Here is a 26310-nt window from a genome sequence, read left to right on the forward strand (position 1 = left end):
TCTTTATAATTAAAAAGCCCCCAGAACACACTTCCGGGGGCTATCAATGCTATTGCATTCAGCGCTACGGAAGCGTAACGGTAGCGACTTTACCCGCCCGAGTTTGCACATATAGCTTATCTGCAACAACGACAGGTTGGCTATACAAGCCTGAATCATCTATTTTAAGACGGCCTTCAATCTTACCACTTTCACGCGCTATAAAATGAAGGTAGCCTTCAAAATCACCAACCACAACATACTCGCCAAATACGGCAGCAGAAGTTAGATTGCGATTAATCAGCTCAGAGTTACTCCATAACTCTAGCCCATTACGCTTATCCACGGCATAAATGCGGCTGTAATCATCAACAACAAATAAGCTTAGGCCAGATACAGCCAGCTCGTTGAAGCTAGAATATTTACGCGACCAAATAATACGACCCGAGCGCATCTCCATCGCCACAAGGTTACCGTTATAACTCACTGCGTAAAGATTTTGGCCCACGATCACCGGCTTCATATCGACATCAGCCATGCGCGTGAATTCATTGCCACCAGTAGGCGTATAGATTGGTTGTTGCCAAGCCGTTTGCCCATTGCTTTTGATAATCACTGAGACTTTGCCATCGGCACTGCCAACAAAAAAGCCGCCAGATTCATAAGCAGGCGAACCTGTACCGCGAAGCGTTAAGTTAGGGAGTTGGTTCTCATTGGTCCAAACTTGCTTACCACTCTCAACATCATAAGCTTCAATGGTGCCAATACCGGTATGTACCACAACGATATCTTCAGCAACGGTTGGTGCTGAAAGCACTTCTCCGCTTGTAAGTGCATACCATGCCAGCTCACCAGTCTCAGCGTCTAGCGCACCAAGCATGCCGCTCTCACCACCAATAAAGACTTTATTTCGCGCCGCGGTTATACCACCGGACAAACGCGCACCTTTATTTTTTGCCAAAGCAGCTGAACGAAATACTTCGCTAAAATCTCGGCTCCATACCTGATCACCGGTGTTTTCGTCAAAGGCAGCAACCTCTCCGAATCGACCCGCAACAAAAACTTTGCCGTAGCGAACCGCAGGAGACAATTGCGAATAGAAGCTCCCGACGCCGTTGCCAACAGAGACACTCCAGCTCACTTCAGGAAATACGCTAGCTTGTAACTCTTTTAAAGGCGCGGCTGGCTCTTCTTCAACATCATTTGATGAACATGAAGTCAGAACACTTAAACTTAAACCACAAGCAATGAGGGTTTTACACCAAGATTTCATTGGCAATCCTTAGGCTTGATTCAAGCTATCAAGTTTCATTTTTAGGCCTGGGCTTGCAGCAGCTCCACCCTTGTCCATTGCAGATTGATAAGCAACCTTTGCTTTCTCAACATCGCCCTGACGACTCAAAAAGTCACCTTTTAATTCATCGCGCTGCGCAAGGAAAGCTTCATCAGTCACTTGCTCTAAAGTGGCGATTGCTGTTGCAAGCTGGCCTTGCTCAGCTTGAATCCGCGCAAGGCGAATGGTCGCAATCACATCAAGGCTAGAACCTGGCTTGGCTGCTATCACTTGTTTTAATACTTTTTCTGCTTCGGCTAAATCACCTGCATCAACCGCAGCTTTCGCCAAGATCAAGTCAAGCATCGCTTGATAACCTTTTTGGTCGTGGGCTGTGCTAAATTCTGCGGCCGCTGTTTTCATCGCAACAGGGTCTGCACGCTGTAAGCCTACACTTTGAAATGCTTCAGAAGCTTTCTCTTGTTGGGTGACTTTATAATCAGAATAGGTATTCCAACCATATAAGCCTCCTAGACCTACGACCGCACCGATAATGATCGATGTTCCATAGTCCTTCCAAAATGTTTTGATTGCGTCAACTTGTTGTTCTTCTGTGCTATAAATTTCCACGCACACTTCCCCTCTTATTCAACCAATCCAGCCAAAGTCGTTACCAGATCATCACGGGCAACGAGCTGTTGTTCATTATTATTTCGCAAATGCTTCACTGCAACTTGACCCGCAGCGATTTCATTTTCCCCAAGGATAAGCGCGATACTTGCACCACTCTTATCAGCTCGTTTCATTTGCTTTTTAAAATTACCACCACCACAGTGGCTCATTACTTTAAGCTGTGGCAGTTGTTGGCGTAACTGCTCTGCGACTTTAATCGCTTCTATCTTACAATTGTCACCCATTGCCGTGACATACACATCAACAGGTGCCGGAATATCTTTAGTCAGTTCCAAGGTTTCTAGCAGTAAAACTATACGCTCCAGCCCCATTGCAAAACCAACTGCTGGAGTGTCCTTTCCACCTAATTGACCCACTAAGCCGTCATAACGGCCACCCGCCAAAACAGTACCTTGGGCACCTAAACTTGACGTGACCCACTCAAAAACAGTGCGATTATAGTAGTCAAGTCCACGGACGAGCCTTGGATTAATGGTGTATTGGATACCCACAGCGTCAAGGAGTTCACACAAATGTGAAAAATGTCCTTTTGAATCTTCGCCAAGGTAATCAGAAAGCTGAGGTGCGTCTGTTAATAAAGCTTGAACCTCTGGATTTTTTGAATCTAAAACACGTAGAGGATTGGTGTACATACGACGCTGGCTATCTTCATCTAACTGGTCTTTATATTGCTCTAAAAAAGCAATTAAAGCGTCACGATATGTCGCGCGTTCTTCACTGTCACCAAGGGTATTTAACTCAAGTGTTACATGCTCACTTATTCCAAGTTTTTCCCATAAACGGGCCGACAACATCAACACTTCCGCATCGATATCAGCACTCGCTATACCATAGATTTCTACACCAAATTGGTGAAACTGACGATAGCGGCCTTTTTGCGGGCGCTCATGGCGAAACATTGGTCCCATATACCATAAACGCTGCTCTTGGTTATACAGCAACCCATGCTCGTTACCTGCTCGAACTGTGGATGCAGTGCCTTCAGGGCGCAGGGTCAAACTATCTCCGTTGCGATCTTCAAACGTATACATTTCTTTTTCGACAATATCGGTCACTTCACCAATAGAGCGTTTGAAAAGGTCAGTACTCTCAACGATAGGCATACGGATTTCACTATATCCATACGCACTGACAGAAGCTCGAAGTTCAGCTTCTACTTTTTGCCATAGAGGACTTTGAGTTGGCAGAATGTCATTCATTCCGCGAATCGCTTGGATCTGTTTTGCCACGGGCTCGACTCGTATTACTAGCTGATTAAAATTCAAAAATGTTCCGCATTATAGGCGTATCAGCGCCAAACGTAAAACAGCCTTTAAGGATTTCTCCCTAAAGGCGGTTGAAACATTTTAGTTTGTATAAAAAAAGCGCGCTTTCAGCGTTATTTGTCTTGTTCGTTTACTGGGATCCGATTTGCCATTAACTCAGCTTTTGCTCGAATTTTTGCTTCTAACTGATCCACAATTTTTTCATTATCAAAGCGCTCTTTTTGACGTTCTCCATCATCGTAATAACCACTCTTACGATTCCCGCCAGTGAGGCCAATATCGGAGACTAAGGCTTCGCCAGGTCCATTAACTACACACCCAATAATCGACACATCCATTGCTGTCGTAACATCTTCTAAGCGCTCTTCTAAAGCATTGACCGTCGTAATGACATCGAACTCCTGACGAGAACATGACGGGCAAGCAATGAAGTTAATGCCGCGAGAGCGAATACGTAGCGACTTTAAAATATCAAAACCGACTTTGATTTCTTCAACCGGATCAGCAGCAAGCGAAACCCGTAGCGTATCACCAATGCCTTCAGCCAGTAGCATTCCCATACCAACCGCTGATTTAACGGCACCGGCACGAGCGCCACCCGCTTCAGTAATCCCGAGATGCAATGGTTGCTGAATTTGCTTGGCCAGCAAGCGATATGACTCAACAGCAAGGAAGACATCGGAAGCTTTAACACTCACCTTGAATTGATCAAAGTTCAGTCTATCTAAAATATCCACATGACGCATGGCCGACTCTAAGAGGGCTTCTGGCGTTGGCTCATGGTATTTATCCATGAGGTCTTTCTCTAATGAACCACCATTAACCCCGATACGAATCGGAATGTTTTTATCACGAGCACAATCGACAACATTGCGAACACGTTCCTCATTGCCAATATTGCCAGGATTAATCCGCAAGCAATCGACACCATATTCAGCAACTTTTAGTGCAATTCGATAATCAAAGTGAATATCTGCAATCAAAGGCACTTTGACTTGTTGTTTAATGAGCTTAAATGCTTCGGCGGCATCCATTGTCGGTACCGATACTCGAACTAAATCAGCACCTACATTTTCTAACGCTCGAATTTGAGCAACGGTCGCTTCGACATCGGTCGTTCGCGTATTTGTCATCGACTGAACGGCAATGGGTGCTCCATCACCAATCGGTACATCACCAACATAAATTCGAGTTGATGGGCGTCTAATGATTGGATTCTCGTTGTACATCTTAAGTTTGCTCTATTTGAATTCTTTGGGATTCACTACGATTAACCTTGAACAGGTACCGTAATTCTAGCAACTCGATTACGTGGGAACTGGCTCATATCAACAGACTCCCCATCAAGTTTCATCGAAACCACTTGCGGCGCACCAAGCACCAACTTAAAAGGAGGTTTTCCTGTGACAGAAATGGTTTTACCTGATTTTTTCAAATCATTAATCAATACTTTGCCTGTCGCATCGGTGGCTTTAATCCAGCAGTCACCAGTCAGGCTGACTTCTAACGCAGTCAACCCGTTTGCAGATTTCGCTAATTTTACAGCATCGACAGGAGTGTTGGGTGTGCTCTCTAACGCAGTTTCATCAATCGCTTGATTGACCGCGGTCATTGCGGAAGACGAATCTTGCTCAGCAATGGAGGCTGCCATAACCACCGCAGCTTCACGCTCATTCAACTGCGGTTGATTGACTGCAGGCGCAGGTTCAGCGTCGTTATCTAGCGCGGTTTCAGGGGCCGCATTGGCTTCTGGTTCGCGGAGCATTGGAGACGGCTCATCTTCTAGTGATTCAGCAATCTCCTCAACTGTTGGTTGCGAAAAGTCTTTCCCAGACAGTAGCTCAGATTTTTGCACCCACCAAACAATCAATAATGTCAGTAAGACCGCTACAATCAAATAGGTTACTAACATTAAACGATTGTCTCGGGCTTCACGGCTGGTTTTGCGCGAAAAACTCTGCATTGCGTGCTCATCAACAGATGGCACCTGACGAGCAAGGCACGCCATCACCTGAGGCTCTGAAGCCTCAACAATTCGAGCAAAATTCCTGACATAGCCACGGGCATAGGTTGAAGAAGCGATATCATTGAAACAATCTGCTTCAATATCTTTGACGATACTCGGTCGCAGGTGCAAACGCTCTGCAATGTCGTCTATCGACATGCCTTTTTGCTCTCGGGCGGCCCGTAGGATTGGACCTAGTGTTTCTTCGCGTTCACTCTCTTCTTGAGCGAACAGATCTTCGTTTTGATTTGTCATTGTTGCAAACTTGTTTTGTACTGCAAGGCTTGGGGCGACTGGGGAAATTTAGCCAGCAAAATAAGGCCAAATCGTGAGGCCGCAATAAGATCATTCAACCCTTGCTCAATTTCTATTGCTAAAGCCAAGCTTTGAGCCGACTGCTGAGCAACAGAATGATACCGCTCGAGCTGCCTTTTGGCCATGGTGTATTGTTGAGCGTCCATTTCCATATCGATTAACTCAAGCAAGGTTGATTGACGTCGAGGCTCATATTTTAACGCCATCTCAAAATACTGTCGTGCTTTTTCGATATGACCAGCTTCTTTGCTACAGAGGCCAAGGTTTTCATAGCTTGAGCCAATACGCGTATATTTGGGAATATTGATGGCCGCTAAAAACATCTTCTCTGATTTTTCATACTTCTTCTGTTGGCAAAGAAACACACCAAAATTATTGTATGAATTACCGGTCGCTGTTGAGAGGCTGATTGCTTTTTCATAGGCTTCTTCGGCGCGAATAACCTCACCTACAGTTTGGAAATAGTAAGCTTTAGCAACATGTACATCTTCAAGGTATGGGGCGTATTCTTCTGCTTTGTCTAGGTTAAACTTCGCTTGAACACTATTGCCTTTCCTTAAATAGGTTAAACCTAAGTTAAGTCGGTCTCTGGCGGCTAACTCTTTATCAAATGTTCTTTGAGAGACGGGAATATCGGTACCAGTATAGGTACGCTCAGTAACACACGCTGTCATCGAAACAGCCAGCGTGAGCATTAAACAAATTTGTGGCAATCCTTGCTTCATTGGCAAGCCCATTATTATTAGCAAACAAAGAGTTAATCCATTGTGACCGAAATTTGGTTATCTTGCATGCGTTTTTTCGCTAAACGTTTCGTTCTATCACGGATATCCCCCGCAAGCTGACCACAAGCAGCATCAATATCATCACCACGGGTCTTACGAACAATAACCGTTAAGCCGTACTCCATTAGCACTTTAGAAAAACGATCAATACGTGAATTGGACGAACGGCCATACGGCGAACCAGGATACGGGTTAAAGGGAATAAGATTGATTTTACACGGCGTTTCTTTCATCAATTTAGCCAGTTCATGGGCTTGATCAGTACTATCATTGATGTGATCAAGCATCACGTACTCAACAGTTACTCGCCCGCGGTTAGCGTTTGATTTAGAAAGGTAGCGACGAATACTGGCCAAAAAGTCATCCAAAGGGTACTTTTTGTTCACTGGAACAAGCTCATCACGCAACTCATCATTAGGAGCATGAATACTCACGGCTAACGCCACATCCAGCGCATCACCCAACTTATCTAAAGCCGGTACAACGCCAGAAGTTGATACTGTCACTCTGCGCTTTGAAAGGCTAAAACCTAAATCATCTAACATAATATCCATCGCTGGAATAACGTTAGATAAGTTCAATAACGGTTCACCCATGCCCATCATCACAACATTTGAAATCGGTCGTTCACCCGTTTCTTTCGCAAAACCTAAAAAGTGCGAGACACGCCAGATTTGGCCAACAATTTCAGAAACAGTTAGGTTTCGGTTAAACCCCTGCTGCGCCGTCGAACAAAAGGTACACTCTAATGCACAGCCAACTTGAGACGATACACACAGTGTCGCTCTATCTTCTTCTGGAATATAGACGGTTTCAACTTCTTGGCCTTGGCCGACATTAATCGCAAATTTAATCGTGCCGTCATTAGATTTTTGATAACTTGAGATTTCAGGCGCAACCACCTCACACTTGGCCGCCAGCTTGGCTCGCAGCTTTTTATTGATATTGGTCATTTGTTCGAAGTCACTGACACCAAAGTGATATAACCACTTCATGAGCTGATCGGCACGAAACGGTTTTTCACCCAAATCGGCAAAAAAAGCTCGCATCGCCCTGCGATCGAGATCTAATAAATTGATCTTTTTGTCACTCATTTGTCTAACCTCAAAACTCAATAAACCTGAAACAGGGCGCAGAATTATACAGGCCATCGGCGCTGATAGCTAGGGGCAGCCCAAGCCAAACAAGTTTGTATCGCCGATGCAATTTCTTCTATGAATGCTTTAAGATAGCCCTATAATTAAACAATCATTTGATTGCGCAGAAGATAATACAGTTATTCCGACTTTCTCCTGTAGGTCACACCATCGTTTAATACATAATATCAATGACCATTAAATCCCTGAGACTAAGGATAGGTAAATCAACCCATGTTCACCCTTATTGCCATCGTTTTTTTCGCCATTGCGATCTCTTTTCTTTGCAGTGTATTTGAGGCGGTATTACTTTCAGTGACACCCAGCTACATTTCGGCCTTGGCCGAAGAAAATCCGGACGCCGCAGCGCGGTTAAATATACAAAAAGAAAACGTAGAATCACCTCTCGTTGCAATTCTAACCTTAAATACAATCTCCCATACTGTGGGTGCAGCGGTTGCTGGCGCCCAAGCAGCCAAGGTATTTGGTGACGATATGCTCGGGGTATTCTCGGGGGTGCTGACTTTTTTAATCTTATTTTTCTCAGAAATCATTCCAAAGACCATCGGGGCGAACCAGTGGCGGCAGCTAGCGCCGGCGGTGTCATATGTTTTGTTATGGCTCGAACGCGCAACGAAACCGTTAATTTGGATGTCTCAACAAGTCACAAAAACTATGAGTGAAAGTACACCGGAGCCTTTTGTCAGACAAGAGATCAGCGCCATGGCGAAAATGGGGCATGAGTCCGGTGAACTTGATGAACAAGAATCAAAAATTGTCACTCAAATGCTTTCCGCCAAAGATGTTCCGGTCACTGCAATTATGACCCCAAGAACAGTTATCTTTAATCTACCAGCCAGTATGAAAGTTGAAGAATTTGTAAAACTGCACAGCGACAAACCATTTACTCGAATTCCTCTATTTCAAAAAAACAATGAAGATATTATTGGTTATGTGGATCGAAGTGACATTATTCTCGCCAACTATCAAACGCCACAAGCCCAGCTCGTAAAGTTCAAACGCGATTTGCTCGTCATCCCGTCTTCGGCACGCATCCTCCCGTTATTTGAGCTGATGATCCGACGCAATACACAAATTGCGGTTTCCGTGGATGAGTATGGTGACATCCTTGGTGTCGTCACCCAAGAAGACATTATCGAGTCACTGCTTGGTTTAGAAATTGTCGACTTAAACGATCCCGCAATTGACATGCAGCAGCTGGCTCGTAGTCAGTGGGAAAAACGCATGAAAGAAAAAGGAATCGTATTTTCCGCAGATATGGGGCATGAAGAAGCGCGCACAAGCGTAGCCAAAGATGAAGCCGATGAAAGTGAAGGTGAAGTGTCAACGGCACTCAACATAGAGCAAAGTGACACCTCCAAATAGCTTTATATAAAATGCTAAAAAATTTTAGCTATCAGGCGCACATGCTTGCAATGAAAAGACTAGATTTAGGCGCCTGAATCCGGTGTTTCGCCTTTGTTCTTGGCCTTTTGTGCAAGCGCTCTTTCTCTTCTCGCCAAATCTTTGAAGTACTCACCCAGCTTTTTAGTGCCATAAATAGGTGCAATCATATCTTGCGCCATTGCTGAAAGAAAAAACTCCGCCGGTCCAGTTTTCTTTTCAGGTAAGTAGCGGCTAAAGAAGAGTATGACACGCCGAATCCAATCTGGAAAATGCGATATTTTTTCTTCTTTCTTCAGCGCGCTAAACGCAAGTTTGGCAATCTCATCTTCTGAAAGAACTTCAGGGCCACCAACATCATACTCTTGCCCTTCTTTTAGAATGGCTCGAATACAATACTTTGCTAAATCTTCACCATGAATGGGGTTAAGTTTCACATCGCCTTTACCCAACAGGAACACCTTGCCTGATTTAGCCATGATGTAGAACTCTTTCATATCGACAAAAAAGCCATTTGGGCGAATCACACATGGAGTGAGTTTTTCAGATGCTAGTAGTCTTGCAGCAAATTTTTCTTTCGCTTTTAAAATACGAATGTGTTGCAAATTTTGCGCATTAAAAGCGGAAATATAAATGAACTTTTTCACCCCTGCTCGCTCAGCTTCCTCCAGCAAGTTAAGGTTAGCTTGATAGTCGACATCCATATATTTCAGACCATCTTTTTGCCGGGTAATGCCTAAACAGGAGATAACGACATCAATCCCATCACAGCAGCCTTGCAGGGAATCAGCTCGAGTGACACGGGCATGGATGATTTTATCTTCGTCAACCCCCATCTCCGTTAGCTTGCCTGTACTTCTCGCGAGAGCCTTAAAGTCACACTTTTTCTCTACTAGCTCTTTAACAATATGCATTCCTAAGTAGCCAGTTGAGCCAGCGACCAAAATGCGGCCATATTTATCGTTCATCAAAATTCCTCTACCGAAATACCAGACTATACGCGAGATCCCTTCACTATATGTCGCACCAGTTTCCAGTTCAAATTTGCTTTAGCACTCCATGAACTAGCCCGCAGTTATTGAGACTTTGTAGCTGCAAAAGGAGAACTTCAATGCGAATGTTGGTACGGCGTGGAGCCTAGCGACTCAGTGGCTATTCATATCGCCTGATAATCATCCCCATTGCCTACCGCTGGCCTATGTACAGGCACACCTTCGGAACGCCGTGGATACTTAGGCTTTACCAAAAACAAATTTTTAGCACTAAAAAGAGCTCTGCTTACTTGTACACCCTATTGCAACTTTCTGCCGATAACATAGTGCAGCAATACCTGTGACCTATAACCTGTGACCAGTGCTATTCCCACACCAATTGGTTTTGGCGTATAATTCACCCTCACTAATCGAGGACTCCATGCAAACAGCTTATACACTCAAACTTGCCCATATAAATGATACCCACTCTCATTTTGAGCCCAGTCGCATCCAATTTAATATCGAGCATCACAATAAATCATTTGAGTTATATAGCCATACTGGCGGCTACGCACGGCTGCAATATCAAGTCAAACAAGCAAGACTAGCAGCCCAACAAAATCAGCAGGAATTTCTGTTTCTGCACGCGGGCGATAGCTTCCAAGGCACTTTGTATTTTAACCAGTTTAAAGGTGCCGCAAACGCTCATTTGCTATCGATGATGACCCCAGATGCAATGGTCCTCGGAAATCATGAAATTGATGCAGGAAACGGCCCCGTCAAAGAATTCATCCAAGCAACAAACTTTCCCATTTTGGCTGGCAATATGGATCTCAGCCGAGAGCAAAAAGGTAAAGTTGCACCATTGTGCGGTGAGCCGAGGCTGTATGACTATGATCCAGTGAACCACATTGCCAAACCTCTAATCCGCAGTTTTCATGACCGCCAACTTGCCATTGTCGGCATCACGCTTGATCAAATGAAAGAAATTGCGCGCCCAGATGCAGATGTGCATTTTATAGACGCCATTGCCACGACTCGAAACACCGTACAATCACTTAAAAAGCAAGGTATTCATCATATTATTGTGCTCAGCCATTTGGGGTTACAACAGGATAGAATTCTTGCGCAAGAAGTCGAAGGGATCAGTCTTATTGTGGGTGGGCATACCCATACCTTACAAGGCGATTTTCGCAAATTAGGCAGAAGCAACCTCACCTATGGCGAGCGTGTCAACGAGACACCGATTGTGCATGCGGGCTTACATGCTGAGACGTTAGGGCTCGCAAATATTGAATTTGATGCCTCTGGCAAAGTGACCCGACTACTGGGCAATAATAACTTTATGCTGGATGAGCAGTTTCTTTTGCAATCCCCTCAAGATGTTGATGAAGATGATTATGAGCAAATCCGCAGCATATTAACCGATCATCCAGGGATCTTGTGGGATGAAGAGGATGTCGCAATTCGTTATGCAATTGGGAGTCAATATCGCCCAGCAATCGACGCGCTTGAACATCAAATCCTCGCTTTTGTACCCAAAACGCTACAGCATTCTCGTCTACCCAGTAAGCACTTACCCCACGGTAGTGAAATTTCTCCTTGGGTCAGCAAAAGTATGTACCACGAAGCGCGAGAGGTTTCTGCTGATATAGACTTTGCACTACATAATGCCGGCGGCGTCCGCCACTCCCTTGAGCAGGGAAAAATCAGTGTCGCCGATATTATTGGCCGCGTTCTGCCTTTTGAACTCCCACTTGTCCGCTACCAAATTCAAGGCTGCTATCTGATTGAAGCCATTGAGTCTGCAATTAATGCCGCGACAAATAACGGTGTTATCGGCACGGGCGCTGGCAGCTTTCCATATACCTATGGTCTGAAATATCACTACGACGGTCGCCAGCCCATAGGTAGCCGCCTTCAGCAACTGCAAATTTTGGACAAACTACATCCTGCGAATCATGATATTCACAATCAAGAGTTGGTCTGGAAACCCATAGAAACCCATCATTACTATGTCGGTGTATCTAGCTCGTATACGGCATCGGGTAAGGAAGGCTATCAAGCTTTACTGCAATCATGCTGGCAAAAAGATATTCAAGACATCAACCTCGCGGCCGCATTTATGCAATTTGCCCGTAAAAAGGAAGTGATTGATCAGCCGTTAGCACCACAGCTAAGCTACATCAGTCAGCACAGCTAGCATCATCAATGGGACATGAGACAGCGACTAGATAGAAGCATCAATACGGCGAATCATTTTCAATGCATCCGTCAACAGCGTTACACTCTAAATATGATGACCTTTTAAGGATTTCACCATATAAAAACCTTGTAAAATTTGCCCGCGCTTTTGTTGGTAGGTTTTATGCTTGATATGGAAGCCTTGGCGTAAAAAGGCGGCTTTCGATAGTGCAGAGGCATCCGTCGTCAGCTGTCGGTAATTTTGAGCAACAGCCCAGCACTCTAACTGATTTAATAACTCTATTGCGATACCCTGCCGCTGGTAATGCGGTGCTACATATAAATGTTCAATATACCCACGCTCTTGAAATCGAGTGGCCATGCTGACAAACCCCATACACACGCGTTCCTGTGCAGATGATGACTGCGGTTGCGTGAGCGCTAGCCAACTCTTATTACGTGATAACTGCTTGAACCAATAATAGTCTGATCGCGGCGCAAACGACCATGCATCGCACTGCGCTTGCGAATAAATACCATTCGCGCAATGTTGTACTGAATCATGATAAAGGCTTGATAAGTCATGAGCATACAGTCTACCGATTTTTGGATTTAAGCCCTGTATACGATAATTGTTGCCTTGGTTCATATATCTCACAGTATCTTTTTAAACCATTTAGGATGGGAACGGTGGGTTAGTAAATCTAGCAGTCAAATTAGCAGGTTTGAGCTACTTCAATAATGGTTTAAGCATTCCTTCTAAACCATTTAGCTTCACCTCATACATTAATGCTAACTGTTGCCCCAACTTCCCTTCAGGAAAACCTTTACTGTGAAACCAAACTAAATAAGGCTCAGGCAATTCTAGTAATCGGCGCCCAGCATATTTCCCAAATGGCATGACTTGATTCACGGCTTCTACCAGCTGTTGTTGCTCCATCGCAATACATCACTCTTCATTCAATCTTGGGGGCATAGTAACGAATTCTTTAATGCTTCCCTAACACCACAGTAAAAAAATTAAAAAATATTTTATTGCGAGTAAGCGACAAATTCATTTCTAATTTCGCTCAGAGCAGTGAACATCATTCATAATAAAACAAAATAAACCCTTGATAATCATCGAGTAACTCAAGTGCCCACCATGTATGTCAGGACGTCAATAATCTGGCCTCCACTTGCATAAAGTCAAAATAATAGCGACTGCCATTCGAGCGTAAACATGTCAAAAATCAAGCAGTTGACGCCCCAAACAATGATGTCTAAAGTGAATTTATTGTTACAGGTTTTGCAACTTCAGTGAGTGAAGAACGTGCCATATTCAATCCTTCATTGCGAAGGTTATTTGAAGAGTACTGCGCCAAGATTTTCACGCATATAAAGCAAGCAGCATCACCCTTTATGAGAGGTCATCAAGATGATTATTCTAGTCGGCGGAGAGAAAGGTGGTAGCGGTAAGAGCTGCCTAGCTCAAAACATAGCGGTGTATCTCGCCGAAGAGTGTGCGGCTTCAATCATCATGGTCGATTGCGATCCCCAGCGCTCCACTTCAGATTGGATACACGCGAGAAATGCAGTTCCAAAGCTGACGACCATTAACTGTGTCCAACTCTATGGCAAAATTCGCAACGATTTACTCAGTCTAGAGTCACATTATGATGTCGTCATCGTCGATTGCGGTGGACAAGACAATTTAGCGCTTCGTGCAACCATGTCGGTCGCCTCTTACATATTGATGCCCCTACGACCTAAACGCCGCGACTTAAAAACAGTCAATCATATGGAGGACATCGTCGCAACCTGCATGATGATAAACCCCAAATTGCAGGCGAACTTTGTAATGACTCAATGCCCAAGTTTACCAAGTCAAGCCAATCGTATATTGGAAGCAAAAGAGATTTGTCGCTCATACGATATCAATGTACTCAATGCAATTACTTATTGCCGCAACATCTATGACGATAGTGAAGAGTCTGGATGTTCAGTGATAGAAATGGATCCCAAAGGCAAGGCTGCTGACGAAATAAGAAACATTGCTTGCGAAATGTTTAATCTAAAGAATGCTGATGAAATCAAACAATTCATCCTCACAAAGCAAGTCTCGACCTTAGGAAATCAATATGGCTCTAGCAGATCTCAAGAAAAACGTTACGTCATCTAACGTTGCTTTTATAAAGCCGGTCTCTTTAGAAGACTTTATTGAAGATGCCTCTCGCTATGCTATGGGTGAAGCGGCGTTAGCTTCAAAACATTCACCCATTGCTCTCACTTTGGTTTCGGCTCATCAGCAACCCATTCACAAAACACCGAACCGAAAATCAAAGAATGCGACATTTAGTTTAAACGAAACGGTAATTCAACAGCTCACGGAATTGGCAACACACCAAGGCATTGCAAAATCTAGGTTAATTCGAGACCTCATTGAACAAGAATATCAGGCAATGAAAGACAGCAAGAAAGCTCAAAGCGCCAAATAAATCGTCATTGACGTTACGTGTGGCTCAACATCTCCCTTGACTGGTAGCACGGCTCAAGGGGCAAGCAAAATATGTAACTTATTAATGTTCATCTTAATAAGCTCAACCCCGCAACCTTATTGCTTGCCCTGTTTGCTACCAGTCTTTCTTTTTCTTTAGGCTCACCACCAAAAGAAACACTATCCGTCCAACAAAAACGACAATTGACTTCCAACCATATCAACAACAATTCATGTCATAGATACTAATTTGCTGATTTGATTTAGCTTAAAGTCGCATGAGCTAGATGTTTACGCTATATATCTACGACTTGCATTTCAAACATTTGACCTTATCTCTTATATATCCCTTGGATATTGGAGCGACTATGCTGTCTTTTATTTTGATGCTTATTTTAGGGTGCGTTGCTATCGCTTGGCTCGTGACAAGCCCACAACGTGCCCAATACCGCCGTCGAAAAGTTGTAAGCTCACCGTTTCCAACTCGATGGCGTCATATTCTAAAGAAGCGTTTTCCTTATTTTTTAAGCATGCCCGCAGATCTGCAGCTGCAATTAAAAAAACACATCCAAGTCTTTATTCATGAAAAAGAGTTTGTAGGGTGTGAAGGTATACAGATAAACGATGAAGTCAAAGTCACAATTGCAGCGCAAGCTTGTTTATTACTTTTAAATCGTCAGACCGGGTTTTATCCTCAACTAAAACAAATCCTCGTCTACCCATCCGCGTTTATTACTGAAAATGAACAAACAGATGCATCTGGCGTTGTATGGTATAACCGCCGCGTACTTTCTGGAGAATCATGGGAAAATGGCAAAGTCATTTTATCCTGGCATGACACACTTGTTGGCGCAGCAGCGCCTTTTGATGGCAACAACGTTGTGATCCATGAATTTGCCCATCAACTCGATCAAGAGAGCGGTTCAGCCAATGGTGCCCCTATCTTGGCCACGTCAAAAGATTACCAACAATGGTCAAAAGTATTAAGCCAAGAGTTTGAAGCGTTGAAGCACTGTGTCGCTACAAATACGCCCTCACTTTTTGACAATTATGGCGCCACCAATCCAGCAGAGTTTTTTGCCGTGGTCAGTGAAGTCTTTTTCGAACAATCTCAATCAATGGCGGCTCAATATCCTGAACTCTATAAGCAATTGAGTCAGTTTTATCGACTTGATCCCATCAACTGGCATTGATGAGGCCAACAACTCATGTATCCAATACCAAAAATTTTAATTAAACTCTTGCCTTATGCCCTCAAAGCAATAGGTTAAAAATGATCAGCCAAAACCCAATGAAAGTTGTTTTACTCCTTGTTTTATTGAATTTACTCACTTTTACAGTAAACGCCGAACAAAAAATAAAACATGACTCCTTTCAGCAACCACTCACAGCAGAATTAGCACCTGCACATCAGTTGCTCGATCAACTTCATGCCTATGCCGCAAGTGCTAACTGGCCAGCATATTTCAACCTTTATCTTGAAAACGCCGTATTTATTGGTACAGATGCAAGCGAGCATTGGCGTATGCCAGAATTTAGAAAGTACGCATCACCAACTCGAGGCTGGCGTTACGACGTTCATCATAGAACTCTAAACCATCACGGAAATGTCATTGTATTTGATGAAATTTTGTATAACAGTAGTTATGGTTTAAGCCGAGGGACAGGAACACTGCTCTTAACCAAAAATGGTTGGAAAATTGCTCAATATCATTTGAGTTTTCCTATCCCAAACCCAATGGCTAAAAAAATTACCGCTCAAATTCAGGCTGAGTCTAGTCAAAAAAACAAACCGGTCCCATAACAGAACTTATAAAAGCATAACGTAGAACGGCGTAAGTCAAATCACGCCGCCCTATGTCATGGATTTAATGTACAAGAAGGGTAAGTTAACGAGTCGATACCGAAAGACAAACATTTGCTAACTGCGCAAAATGTGAAATGCTATCAAAGCTCTCATCGTCAAACTTTCGCAAAGTCGTCACTCGGTCAGCATAATAAACACCGATAACTTTGTCTGAAACCACCAACGGGCACAACACAAAGCCTTTTGGTGAGACCAGCTCACGATGGTAATCTCCAAGTTTCGCTCGCCAAGTCTTACTATTAGGGTCATTCACCCAAATATTTTCTCTTTTCACTAAGCATTGCTTAAACACGTTATTGAGCTCAGTTAGACTCACGGAAAATTCGCGCTTCATTGTTTCAACGTCATCTCCAAGCACAATCCGAGGCTGTAACTTTTTTCGGCATGGACTCACAAGCCAAATCCCGCAACGATCCACACCAACACCATCAAGTATGCCTTCTAACGCCGTTGTTATAATCAAATTAAAATCAGTCTTAGCAACAGTAAAACGAGTAAGCTGTTTTAACTTTTTTAGCTCAATACTGGCATCATTCTGGCGAACTAATTTGTCTGCCTCTTGCGCTTTTTCATCCTCTTCTGATTCGGTAATGCGCTTTAATGAATCTTCTGTAGGCAAATAATTCCCAAGGGCTTTGGCATCATATGCATCCACTAATTTATGTGTTGCACTAGCACATCGAATCACTTTTTTTCGGAACTTTTTCGCATCAACGCCCAGCATCTCTGAAGCTTGAGCAATCAACGCTTCAAATCGCTCAGGATCTTGCTCAGTTTGCGTCAAAACTTCACTGAGTTGATTCGCAATAAAAATAGACTGAGTTTCTGGAGTTTTTTCTAACGGATTGGTCAAAGATTTAATCAAAACCTCACCTAACCCCCAGTTTTTAGCAATCCCCAACGACAATTGCGAAAAGGTGGTGCCAAGTCGCTTTCGAATCAGTGCGTGCTGATCTTTAACATGAATCAATTTATTCAGTTCTGCATCTAACTGCTCGGTAAGCTCGCCGCCGGAACTCCAAAATGCACTTTCACCTAAATGGTGTAGTAATGCGGCAATGAATACCTGCTCCTGCACTTCTTCATCATGCTCATAAAGCATCATTTTGGCGAGCACAGCCGCTTGGAATGCTTGCGCCATCAGCTTTAGCAAACGCTCATACACCTTGGGAGAAAGGTTCTTATTTTCAAGTAAGCTAGACAGTAATTTGGCAGTAATACAAATATTGCGTAGACAGTCAAAACCCAAAATGACTGCTGCACGACTCACCGTCGTAATTTGCGTATTACCTTTACTATAAATTGCGGAGTTAACGACACGGAGGATCCGTGCGGTCAGGGCGTTATCGTGCATAACACTACGCCCAAGAATCGACAAAGAAGATTTATCGTCTCTTGCTAGTTTCTCTAATGTGCCAACCGTAGAGCACAGCGCAGGCATCTCCTGCTCACTGATCCGTTGTGTCCAATATTCAGTCCCTTTGGTTTTCCCCGTTACCGTATTCAAATGCAGTACAACCTTGCTTTGTCGTTATTATTTTGTGTTCTACATTAAAATGTTAGCAGTAAAACGCTTTAGAGCAACTTCAGAGAGTTAAATAGGCAATAATAATATTCAAGCTGTAGGCCAGTTCAAATAAAAGCCCCATGCTACACGTAGGATATAGCATGGGGCGACACAACCATCGGTTGCTAAACTTAATTGGCGTTATTCGGGATCATTGACTGGAAATTGCGCTTCCTCCGTCGAACCTGTCATCGCAGTCACTTCCGATTCCCCCCCCTCAACAATGTTAGTCACGCGGTCAAAATAACCGGTTCCCACTTCTTGTTGATGAGAAGCGAAGGTATAACCTTTCTTCGATGCGGCAAACTCAGCTTCTTGTACCTTATCGACATAGTGCTTAATCCCTTCACCTCGCGCTGAACAATATGCCAAATCGAACATGTTGTACCACATGTTATGGATGCCAGCTAAAGTAATAAACTGGTACTTATACCCCATTTGAGACAACTCTTGCTGGAAACGAGAAATGGTTTCGTCATCTAAATTTTTACGCCAATTAAATGATGGCGAACAGTTATATGCCAAGATCTGATCTGGGAAGTGTTGATGAATTGCATCAGCAAACTTACGTGCTTCTTCAAGATCAGGCGTCGCAGTTTCACACCAAACCAGATCAGCATAAGGAGCATAAGCAAGACCTCGAGCTATCGCTTGGTCAATCCCAGCATTCACACGATAAAAACCTTCTTTGGTTCGCTCCCCCGTCAAAAAGTCTCGATCTTGACTATCACAATCAGAAGTAAGCAACCCTGCTGCATTGGCATCCGTTCGTGCAATAATGAGGGTGTCGACACCACATACATCTGCTGCTAAACGCGCAGAAACAAGCTTTTGAATCGCTTCTTGAGTTGGAACCAACACTTTGCCACCCATGTGACCATCTTTCTTTAAGGAAGCCAGCTGGTCTTCGAAATGAACCGCCGCAGCACCTGCATCAACCATACTCTTCATCAACTCAAAGGTATTCAGTACACCACCAAATCCAGCTTCGGCATCTGCAATAATTGGCAAGAAATAATCTACATAGCCTTTCTGGCCTGGCTCAATTTCATTCGACCATTGAATTTGGTCGGCTCGCTGAAACGCACTATTGATTGTCGAGACGAGTGTTGGCACCGAGTTCACGGGGTATAAAGATTGATCGGGGTACATTGCACCCGCTAAGTTACCATCAGCAGCAACTTGCCACCCTGATAAATAAATGGCCTCTAACCCTGCTTTTGCTTGTTGCACCGCTTGACCACCACTGAGTGTACCCAGCGAATTAACATAGCCTTTTTTGGCATCCCCATGGAGAAGTTCCCATAGCTTTTTAGCGCCACGTTTCGCCATGGTATTTTCAATGACGACAGATCCCTGTAAAGCCACTACCTCACTCGCAGAATATGGGCGACGAACGTTTTTCCAGCGCGGATTAGTTGCCCAATCATGTTCAATACTTTCAATTTTTTGTTGACGGGTCATTTGGGTAGTTGCTTCTTTCATAAGGCTACTCCTTATTTATACGAGCCTTTCGGCCTTGGGTTTCTATCAAACAGAGTTTCGGTCTATTGTGATTTGATTAAATCGCTGACGGCAACAGGTGCATCGACATCACGTGTTATGTGCAACTGATTGTCATTATGTTCACCAATATATTGTTCAATTGATGATTTAGTTGATGCCAATAAAGTCTCATCCGATATTGAAATGCCGTCATACCCTAATCGAATGACGTGAGAGATATGATGAATAGCATCTTGCTCATCCTGGAAATTGTTAGTGTCCATCTCAGTCAATGCTAATACGCCACGTCGATGCGCGACCTTCACAATTTGCCTTAAATATGCATCTGAAATGGGGTGGCGACTATCCTTGAGTACGTCGAAGGGAAGTTGCCTATCCTGCTGATGGATAAATGATTCGTTATAAGCTAAAGAGAACGAATTAATATCACTCCGTAATGCAATGACGTGATTTCTTAATCCATGAACAACCTCTTCTATTTCAAATACCGCACTATAACTGGCAATTTTGCAGGTACATTTAATCGTTCCAGGCTTTAAGCAAAAGCGATTTTCTAAAAAAGAGAGCACTTTCGACCACCAGTATGCTTCGTCAGCAGATTGAATATCGTCGATCTCAACATGCGGCATAGCACCATGTAATAATTGGTGGCGAAAGTTATGAAATAGGTGCATCGTCAAGTCAAACAGTGCTGCAGGAATACCTTCTTCATTCAGGTGCACATTGCCCTCAATCTCATCTAAAGGTCTTGTTCGGCAAGCTAAATTTGGAGTGAGCGCAATGCCTTGGCTTTCGTGATAAGCCAAACCAATAGCCAACTCCCCACGTGTCAGCTCCATCGCACGTAACATTGCCGCAATACGTTCTGGCCACGTCATCACCGTTTGATAGTCAATCACCACCCCATCAATCTGCTTTGTTTGCGCACCAGCGCTTTCAAGATGACGAGGATCTAATTTGAGCTCAACCTTTCGATTGGTATATTGACGATGCAATGCGTTTGCAGTCCATTTTCCAGCACGGACAGCACGAGTTTGCTTCATGAACTGCGGTAATTCACCGCAATCCAACCGTTCTTGTCGTACAATACGTTGCGCTAAAAGTGCTGCATGGTCTTTTGAAAAAGCCTCACACACATGAGCTAATAAACACAATGATTGAGCATTCAAAAGGCGCTCTTGGCCTGCCACATCAGATCCCTTCAGCATCAATGGCGATACCGAGGTGTTCTTTTGCTTTAACTGTACTTGTTGTGTCATCCCAATCTTTCCTAAAGTCTCTTTTATAACAATCCAGCTAACCGCAAATGTCGAAATTGGTGATCCCGACCAAAAAACCAGCAAATGTTTGTTTCGTACTAAAAGTTATCGACTAACCATTGTATTTGCAACAATGCTAAAGCGAACAAAGCTTGACTTAGATCAATAAAAACAACCTCAAAAATTGGTCTGACCAAAAGACAGACTCCCACCTAAGTAACTGTAAATATTACATATAAATTAGCCCGCCCTATTGTGAAGGTTGGTTCTAAAAAATTTGTCTTACCAGTTGACCACGTCATTCGACGCGAATGCTTATCCGTATTTTTTTTACATGACGCAATGAATTATTTACACGCAAACACAGATTACAAACTTGAGTCATTTGGGCATTTTGTTTAGCTTAGACTTTAGCCTATAGTCAATTTATCAATTAATATCAGCAGCTTGAGTGGAAATTACAAAACAGAGAATTCAAACAGTCGTTTTATTTTGACGCTAACGTAAAGGTAAGCACGCATTAATGTGAGTTCTTTGAATAGTGGCTAAGTGTTGCCCGTCAGAAATGCATAATTATTTTGGTAAAGCGCCAAATTATTTTGAAATTAGGCTTGAAGATTAATACTGGTTTGTTAGGAAAGTGTTTTAATTAAATCACAAGATGCAGGTTTTACTGTTTGGTCGAGATTGGCCCCTATCTTTCATCATGATCAAGGATCTCCATCCAGCGGTAGATCATCTCTATTCGAACCATTATGCGCGCTTGGAGGAACAACGCCGCAAAAAGGCACCTCACAGACACTGTTTCTAGGCATGCTTATTAATATAAGGTTGATATGTGTGATTCACATGTCTGGATAAAAGATGTCGATTTGGTAAAGAGAAAAACCGGTGAGGTAAACAAAAACAAATGGATTTAATTGAGCGCCAGTTGATTTTGAACGGCAGCATTACTGCCAAAGCCTTCCATCTCTGCAACATACTTAGAGACCAAATTCCGTCCCTGCTCTTTAGCGTGATACAGTGCGACATCAGCGCGATGTAAAATCGGGTCAAGGCTTAAATCATCAGCGGCTAAATGCGCAATCCCAAAACTGGCGGTAATAGAGAAATCTTGACCAGAATATTTGGTATCAATACTTTCAATCGCCAGCCTACAACTTTCAGCAACACCTAGCGCATGCGCTTCATCCGCAAAAGGCAAAAGGATCACAAACTCTTCTCCTCCTACTCTGGCAAAAATGTCGCTATTTTTGAGCATGCCTGAAATTGTGTCTGCCACTTTTTTAAGTACCCAATCCCCCGTAGCATGACCAAAGTTATCATTGATGGACTTAAAATGGTCCATGTCAAACAGAACTACCGAATAGCTTCCTTGTTGAGCCTGAACTTTAATTAAAGCATCCTCCCCCATATCCTGTCCCGCGCCACGATTCATAATGCCCGTTAATGAATCGATTTTGGATAACCGCATAAACTTTTGTTTTTGCATATAGCCAACAACGACCAAAATCCCTAAAAAGAAAACTCCACCGACCAACAGGGTCGTTAGCAAAACCATATTGGCATGCTCTTGCTCTTTAGTAAGCTGCATTGACAAGTACAGTTCTCGGTCTTTATTCAAAAGGGCAATTTCACGTTCTTTTTCTGCGCTATTGAACTTTGCAGTTTGATAGGCGTTGGCTTTTGCTTTTGCCGCATTCATGATTTGATCTTGATATGAATTACTGTCTCGCAGATACTGATAAGCAAGTTCGTATTGCTGCTGTTGTTGCATTACCCCGGATAGCACACGAGTCGCAATTTCTAAATGAAGTACATCTGAATTGTCAGTTTTTGCTGCAAGTACACGCTGAGCATAATCATGGGCTTTATCGACCTGACCTAAAGCTAAATAGACTTCCGACAATAGCGCTTGAATCGCTGTGATTTCCTGCTGATATTGAAAGGGTTGATACGCTTTAAGAGCTTCTAACAATCGCTTCTCTGCTTCGGGATAATCACCCATTTTTAGCGCGACATGCCCTAACCCCTTAATACTCATCGCAGTAACAATATCGTGTTTCGCGACAATGCAGGCTCGTTTGCTCGCAAAAAAGCCTGATTTAGCTTTAGATAGATGGCCTAATTCCAAATGACTAACAGCCACAGAAATTGCGGCTGAACAATAATTGTGAGGATCGGTGTCTTGGGTTAAATCTCGAGCAAGCAGTGCATAAGTCATCGCTTCCTCGTACGCTCCCAATTGATCAAATACACTGGCTAATCGAATGTAGGAAATGATTTTTACATCCAAATCTTCGATTTTCTCTATTCGAGAAAGGTTCGCGGCAATAACCTTGAGTGCATTATCATAGTCTTGCAACAGCAAATATGCCGTAGATTGATAATGATAAATCTTGGTCAAAATGTGTGCGGGCGGCCTTTGTTCCTCAGCCTGGTTCAATAGAATTAAAGATGCGCCATAGTCAGCACTAAGCAATTTAAGATGGCTTTGTGAAAGTAGCAAGCGAGCTCTTTGCTCAGCGGTCAAAGCCTGGTTTGACTCGAGAACACGATCGACGAGATCCGGAACAACATTGGGTTGCGTTTTAATTTTATTTTCAATTTCAATTAAAAAATCATCCACAGCGAGCTCACTTGCCCCTAAAGGCAAGCTGCTCAGTAATATTGAAAACAGGAGGATAAAACGCACTTGGCTATTTATTCATCAAATTTGTGAATAATAATATAATGCTGAAAATCATCTTCACCGGTAATTTTTTTCAAGGCGTCTTGATCATTACTCATCACAGCTTTGATTTCATCGTCCGTAAGGCCGTAACTTTTCATGGTATCGATTGGGTTCTGCCGATACGCTTCCGTCAATTTTGCATCACTTGCTAAATCAACCATAAAATCTTTTAACTTTGACATATCAAGAATTCCTTTTTAAAAAACAAAAACTGATTTTACTTTGAGTCACATTAACCTAAATCGGCAGCCGTAATGCCAAGTTTAGTCAATATTTGCGTATTTACGGCCAATTTACGTGCCGGGGGGATCAATAACGTACTCGCCGTTGTTAAATGCGCTTGGGGTAAGCTTGATAAAGGCAACTTTTCTATCCTTGGAGATTGAATGGGCAAGTTCGCAGCCTCATAGATGATGACTTCATGTTCACCCGCATACCACTGCAGTAACAACTCGACCAACACTTGCAAGCGAGATTCATTGGTTTGAAACGTTTTCAATGTATGTTCTCCCGCAATCGCAATTTGCCATAGCAACAAATGACAAGCAGGATCTGGCGTGTGCTGGTAAAACATAAATTGCGTTGCTTCAAAACTTTGATGGCCGGTTTGCCCAGGATCAATGCCTAAGTCAGCCCATAAACATGCTTCTGCACTGATGCCGGGCTCCATACGGGCAATGAATCCTTCCCGCTTGGCCTGCGCAATCGCAAGATGCGGTACGCAAGCAAATACACCTGGGTGGCCGTAAAATGCACCCATTACATTTTGCCCCTGCCGAAGCGCAGCCAGCATGGCATTTACCATTTGTTCATAGGTTAAGCGCCGACTTTTAGCCTCACCATTTCTAGCATAGAACTGCTGCAGATTTACGACATTCTCATTGAGATCTTCTAACCAAAGTTGAGCAAACCCATCGGGCATGAGCGCAAACACGATATCAGCTTGCTCAATATAACTGCGACTGAGAGCACTTATTTGGCCAGCCAGCACCATACCGGTTCCAACACAAATTAAATGACCACTCTTCACCACAATTGCACCTCAAAAGTTCAACAGTCTTACATTAGTAAACAATTAACTTTAATTAACCAATACAGCTATTTGCTCAATTTAGCATTGGCTGCATAAAAGTAAAACAATCACTGGATTTGCAACCAGAAATATTAAATCGGTGACGTAACAGAAACCGTACACGAACCGGACTTATTCGTGAAAACGCTTAAGGAATTGGAACGTTCAACGCAAACACTTGTCAGTAGCTATAGAGCTTGGGTATTATGGCCAGCAATTTTTAAAGAAGTAGCGCATTCAATGACCATCAAAAATAAAAGTCTTACCTTCGTCGGCGCAATGGCGCTTTCCATCACACTCAGTGGCTGTAGCGTATTCGATTGGTTGATTTATAAGCCTGATATCCCACAAGGCAACTACATGGAGCCTCAACAGGTCGAGCAGTTGCGTATTGCGATGACAAAAGAACAAGCTGAATATATTTTAGGCCGGCCGGTTCTTCGAGATAGTTTTGCTGATGATACTTGGTATTATGTTTATCATTATAAAAATGGCCGCAATGCGAAAATTACCCACAAAGAACTTGTTTTAAGGTTTGAAGCTGACAAATTAGTCAAAGTCGATGGCGACTATGAATTGAGTGCTGAATTTTATACGCCGCTTGAACAAAGCAAGCTTCCAATGGCAAACCCAAAGGATTTACAACCCCAGGTTCCTGAGCAACGACCAGAGAAAAAACCACTGGTTGAAGAGGAGTCTGGCCAACCCCAAGCCCAGAAGAAATTCGACTAAGTATCACTGAAAAGCAGGCCAGCATGAAAGTTCGAATGGATTCATGCTTACTTTCAATAAGCAGTGATTACTTAACCAAAAAAAGCGCCCATCGGCGCTTTTTTGATATTCATAGGTTACTCGCCCCATGACGATTTCACCATTCTCAGGTCTAAGAGAGCTTTCCACCGGTCACTTTATTTGCACGACCTTCCAATTTTGCCTTCTCTGCACGACGACGGCGTACATCCTTAGGATCAGCAATTAATGGGCGATAGATTTCTACCCGCTGGCCAGGTTGCAGTACCTCATGATGTTTGACCAAACGGCTATAAATACCCAGCTTCACCGTTTCTAAATCAATCTCTGGGTAAAAATCAACAATATGACTTTGGCGCACCGCCTCAATACAACTCGTTCCTGGTTCAACGGTTACAGAAATCACTTTTTGCTGCTCGGGTAAAGCATAAACGACATTCACAGCAAATGTATTGGGTTCACAATTCATCAAAGGCTACCAAGTTTCAGGCGCAAAAATTATGGCCTTGTTTGATCTTGGTCTCCTTTATACAGACTGTGAAAGGTGAATTCAATATGACGAAGGATACGCAAATCGACAAATGAACATTTAGGAAGCAGAAACGATAAAGCCAAGCAAAATGGATTCCTAGCGGGAATCCATCACACTGCCAAAGTTCAACTTAAGAATCACTAACTCGCCTGAGCTAACGCTGCAAGCGCAGCTTTTTTCGGGCGACACTCAAAACAAATGCGGCGGCATTCATTGCAACGTTCAAACACTAAGGTTTCTTCTAACCGACGTTGCCGAACCTCTTGAGCTTTGACTCGCATCGCTTTCATATCGGCTTGCAAAGGGCGATAAATCTCAATTCTCTCCCCGGATTTCACCACTTGATGATGCTTTACTGAGCGGCTGTAGATCCCAAGCTTAACGGATGCTAAATCTATCTCGTCAAAAAGTGCTGCGATGTTGCTTTGTGTGACCGCTTCAATACAAGTCGTGCCAGATTTGACCTGCAAGCGAATACGTTTCTGTTGATTGGGCAGCGCATAAATGACTTCAACACTCATCAAGCCTTGATTC

The 26310-nt window shown here is 43.4% G+C and carries 25 protein-coding genes; 7 read left to right on the forward strand and 18 right to left on the reverse strand.

Translation table 11 applies throughout. From position 1 onward, the window contains the following. Positions 1–64: 64 nt before the first annotated feature. The 7 genes from bamB to rlmN form a co-directional block, all read right to left on the reverse strand. Complete coding sequence (gene bamB / locus IEY18_RS00795; protein WP_188916869.1) at positions 65–1252, reverse strand: outer membrane protein assembly factor BamB; 1188 nt, start codon at positions 1250–1252, stop codon at positions 65–67. A 9-nt stretch (positions 1253–1261) separates the two neighbouring features. After that, positions 1262–1882, reverse strand: a complete 621-nt coding sequence (locus tag IEY18_RS00800; RefSeq protein ID WP_188916872.1) for a tetratricopeptide repeat protein — start codon at positions 1880–1882, stop codon at positions 1262–1264. Positions 1883–1896: 14 nt separating this feature from the next. Then, positions 1897–3174: a histidine--tRNA ligase gene (gene hisS, locus IEY18_RS00805; protein WP_188916874.1), complete on the reverse strand. Its 1278-nt coding sequence runs from the start codon at positions 3172–3174 to the stop codon at positions 1897–1899. 149 nt (positions 3175–3323) lie between these two features. Further along, a complete protein-coding gene (gene ispG / locus IEY18_RS00810) occupies positions 3324–4439 on the reverse strand; it encodes a flavodoxin-dependent (E)-4-hydroxy-3-methylbut-2-enyl-diphosphate synthase (protein WP_188916876.1) in 1116 nt (371 codons plus the stop codon). Positions 4440–4480: 41 nt separating this feature from the next. Then, on the reverse strand, positions 4481–5470 hold the full coding sequence (gene rodZ / locus IEY18_RS00815) for a cytoskeleton protein RodZ (RefSeq protein ID WP_188916878.1): 990 nt from the start codon (positions 5468–5470) through the stop codon (positions 4481–4483). Continuing rightward, entirely contained in the window at positions 5467–6255 is a 789-nt protein-coding gene (pilW, locus tag IEY18_RS00820; RefSeq protein ID WP_188916880.1) for a type IV pilus biogenesis/stability protein PilW, read from the reverse strand. The genes rodZ and pilW overlap by 4 nt, the downstream gene beginning before the upstream one ends. A gap of 32 nt (positions 6256–6287) precedes the next feature. Further along, positions 6288–7409 (reverse strand): dual-specificity RNA methyltransferase RlmN, encoded by a 1122-nt coding sequence (gene rlmN / locus IEY18_RS00825; RefSeq protein ID WP_188916882.1) that lies wholly within the window; start codon positions 7407–7409, stop codon positions 6288–6290. 276 nt (positions 7410–7685) lie between these two features. Here rlmN and IEY18_RS00830 point away from each other — a divergent pair, with 276 nt between their 5' ends. Then, positions 7686–8837: a CNNM domain-containing protein gene (locus tag IEY18_RS00830; protein WP_188916891.1), complete on the forward strand. Its 1152-nt coding sequence runs from the start codon at positions 7686–7688 to the stop codon at positions 8835–8837. Positions 8838–8902: 65 nt separating this feature from the next. Here the strand turns inward: IEY18_RS00830 and IEY18_RS00835 are convergent, their stop codons facing one another. Further along, on the reverse strand, positions 8903–9823 hold the full coding sequence (locus IEY18_RS00835; protein WP_188916892.1) for an SDR family oxidoreductase: 921 nt from the start codon (positions 9821–9823) through the stop codon (positions 8903–8905). Between the two features lie 445 nt (positions 9824–10268). Here IEY18_RS00835 and IEY18_RS00840 point away from each other — a divergent pair, with 445 nt between their 5' ends. Next, entirely contained in the window at positions 10269–12032 is a 1764-nt protein-coding gene (locus tag IEY18_RS00840; RefSeq protein WP_188916894.1) for a bifunctional metallophosphatase/5'-nucleotidase, read from the forward strand. 87 nt (positions 12033–12119) lie between these two features. On the opposite strand, the gene IEY18_RS00845 is transcribed toward IEY18_RS00840, so the two are convergent. Continuing rightward, positions 12120–12662, reverse strand: coding sequence for a GNAT family N-acetyltransferase (locus IEY18_RS00845; RefSeq protein WP_188916896.1), 543 nt, complete (start codon positions 12660–12662; stop codon positions 12120–12122). A gap of 81 nt (positions 12663–12743) precedes the next feature. Then, on the reverse strand, positions 12744–12953 hold the full coding sequence (locus IEY18_RS00850; protein WP_188916898.1) for a DUF3820 family protein: 210 nt from the start codon (positions 12951–12953) through the stop codon (positions 12744–12746). A 477-nt stretch (positions 12954–13430) separates the two neighbouring features. Here IEY18_RS00850 and IEY18_RS00855 point away from each other — a divergent pair, with 477 nt between their 5' ends. The 4 genes from IEY18_RS00855 to IEY18_RS00870 all read left to right on the forward strand — a co-directional run bounded on the left by IEY18_RS00855 (position 13431) and on the right by IEY18_RS00870 (position 16293). Beyond that, positions 13431–14174: a division plane positioning ATPase MipZ gene (locus tag IEY18_RS00855; protein WP_188916900.1), complete on the forward strand. Its 744-nt coding sequence runs from the start codon at positions 13431–13433 to the stop codon at positions 14172–14174. Further along, positions 14134–14490, forward strand: a complete 357-nt coding sequence (locus IEY18_RS00860; protein WP_188916903.1) for a replication protein RepA — start codon at positions 14134–14136, stop codon at positions 14488–14490. Before IEY18_RS00855 ends, IEY18_RS00860 begins: the two co-directional genes overlap by 41 nt. Positions 14491–14857: 367 nt before the next feature. Next, positions 14858–15682 carry a M90 family metallopeptidase gene (locus tag IEY18_RS00865; protein ID WP_188916905.1) on the forward strand — a complete coding sequence of 275 codons (825 nt, stop codon included), beginning with the start codon at positions 14858–14860 and terminating at the stop codon, positions 15680–15682. Between the two features lie 80 nt (positions 15683–15762). Then, the gene (locus IEY18_RS00870) at positions 15763–16293 is read left to right on the forward strand and encodes a nuclear transport factor 2 family protein (RefSeq protein ID WP_188916908.1); all 531 of its coding nucleotides are present in this window, start codon (positions 15763–15765) and stop codon (positions 16291–16293) included. An 85-nt stretch (positions 16294–16378) separates the two neighbouring features. Here the strand turns inward: IEY18_RS00870 and IEY18_RS00875 are convergent, their stop codons facing one another. The 6 genes from IEY18_RS00875 to IEY18_RS00900 all read right to left on the reverse strand — a co-directional run bounded on the left by IEY18_RS00875 (position 16379) and on the right by IEY18_RS00900 (position 24458). Beyond that, positions 16379–17797 carry an HDOD domain-containing protein gene (locus tag IEY18_RS00875; protein ID WP_188917846.1) on the reverse strand — a complete coding sequence of 473 codons (1419 nt, stop codon included), beginning with the start codon at positions 17795–17797 and terminating at the stop codon, positions 16379–16381. Positions 17798–18064: 267 nt separating this feature from the next. Continuing rightward, complete coding sequence (aceA, locus tag IEY18_RS00880; protein WP_188916911.1) at positions 18065–19408, reverse strand: isocitrate lyase; 1344 nt, start codon at positions 19406–19408, stop codon at positions 18065–18067. A 62-nt stretch (positions 19409–19470) separates the two neighbouring features. Next, positions 19471–20688 carry an aldolase/citrate lyase/malate synthase family protein gene (locus tag IEY18_RS00885; RefSeq protein ID WP_188916913.1) on the reverse strand — a complete coding sequence of 406 codons (1218 nt, stop codon included), beginning with the start codon at positions 20686–20688 and terminating at the stop codon, positions 19471–19473. Between the two features lie 916 nt (positions 20689–21604). Next, positions 21605–23317, reverse strand: a complete 1713-nt coding sequence (locus IEY18_RS00890; protein ID WP_188916915.1) for a tetratricopeptide repeat-containing diguanylate cyclase — start codon at positions 23315–23317, stop codon at positions 21605–21607. A gap of 74 nt (positions 23318–23391) precedes the next feature. Beyond that, a complete protein-coding gene (locus IEY18_RS00895) occupies positions 23392–23604 on the reverse strand; it encodes a cytochrome c family protein (protein ID WP_188916917.1) in 213 nt (70 codons plus the stop codon). A 50-nt stretch (positions 23605–23654) separates the two neighbouring features. Beyond that, positions 23655–24458 (reverse strand): SAM-dependent methyltransferase, encoded by an 804-nt coding sequence (locus IEY18_RS00900; RefSeq protein ID WP_188917848.1) that lies wholly within the window; start codon positions 24456–24458, stop codon positions 23655–23657. Positions 24459–24734: 276 nt separating this feature from the next. On the opposite strand from IEY18_RS00900, the gene IEY18_RS00905 reads away from it, so the two are divergent. Then, positions 24735–25226, forward strand: a complete 492-nt coding sequence (locus IEY18_RS00905) for an outer membrane protein assembly factor BamE (RefSeq protein ID WP_188917850.1) — start codon at positions 24735–24737, stop codon at positions 25224–25226. Positions 25227–25377: 151 nt separating this feature from the next. Here IEY18_RS00905 and IEY18_RS00910 read toward each other — a convergent pair whose 3' ends face one another. Both IEY18_RS00910 and IEY18_RS00915 read right to left on the reverse strand, forming a co-directional pair. Further along, positions 25378–25713 carry an RnfH family protein gene (locus IEY18_RS00910; protein ID WP_188916919.1) on the reverse strand — a complete coding sequence of 112 codons (336 nt, stop codon included), beginning with the start codon at positions 25711–25713 and terminating at the stop codon, positions 25378–25380. Positions 25714–25916: 203 nt separating this feature from the next. Beyond that, the gene (locus IEY18_RS00915) at positions 25917–26297 is read right to left on the reverse strand and encodes an RnfH family protein (RefSeq protein ID WP_373290704.1); all 381 of its coding nucleotides are present in this window, start codon (positions 26295–26297) and stop codon (positions 25917–25919) included. Positions 26298–26310: the final 13 nt, after the last annotated feature.

Source organism: Shewanella gelidii (genome assembly GCF_014647855.1).
Lineage (GTDB): Bacteria > Pseudomonadota > Gammaproteobacteria > Enterobacterales > Shewanellaceae > Shewanella > Shewanella gelidii.